This window comes from Microbacterium karelineae (assembly GCF_009745985.1).
Taxonomy (GTDB): domain Bacteria; phylum Actinomycetota; class Actinomycetes; order Actinomycetales; family Microbacteriaceae; genus Microbacterium; species Microbacterium karelineae.
On record NZ_WFIX01000111.1, the window covers coordinates 1 to 622 of the forward strand.

1 pseudogene is annotated in these 622 nt (G+C 37.8%); it reads right to left on the reverse strand.

Features of this window, described 5'->3' with window-relative positions:
* Positions 1–622: pseudogene (locus tag GB932_RS22140) on the reverse strand (hypothetical protein); the annotation flags it as partial.

Below are 622 nucleotides of genomic sequence, written 5' to 3' on the forward strand. Positions count from 1 at the left end.
CTTTTGTTCCATCCTGTGTGTAATAGATCAAAACGTTAGACTTCGGAATATCATTCATCACTTTTTTCTCATTCGTAGAAATGGTAAGACTTGTCTGCTCTTTAAAGTCTTTCACTTCTTCCACTAATGAACCAGCCAGTTCCTTTGGAGGATTTTCACGGAAATCTTTCATCATATTCTGAATTTCTTCAGCTCCTTCTTTCCCTTTTCTAACGATATTGATTAATCCTTCATAATACATTCCAAGATCCTCATAGATCTCAATCATGTACTGATACATTGTTTTTCCGTTGGCTTTGCACCAAGCTGCAATTTCGCAGGCTAAAAGAATACTTCCGCAAGAGTCTTTATCACGAACGAAGTCACCGGTCATAAATCCGAAACTTTCCTCACCACCACATACAAATTTCTGAGTTCCTTCTGCTTCACGGATCATTTTTCCAATCCATTTGAATCCAGTAAGACCTACTTTGCATTCTACACCGAATTTCTGTGCAATATCAAAGAAGATATCGGAAGTTACGATGGTAGAACCAATGAACTCTTTTCCGGTAATTTTCCCTTGTTTTCTCCACTCATTCAGAATGTAATACGTAAGGATGGTATTGGTTTGGTTTCCGTT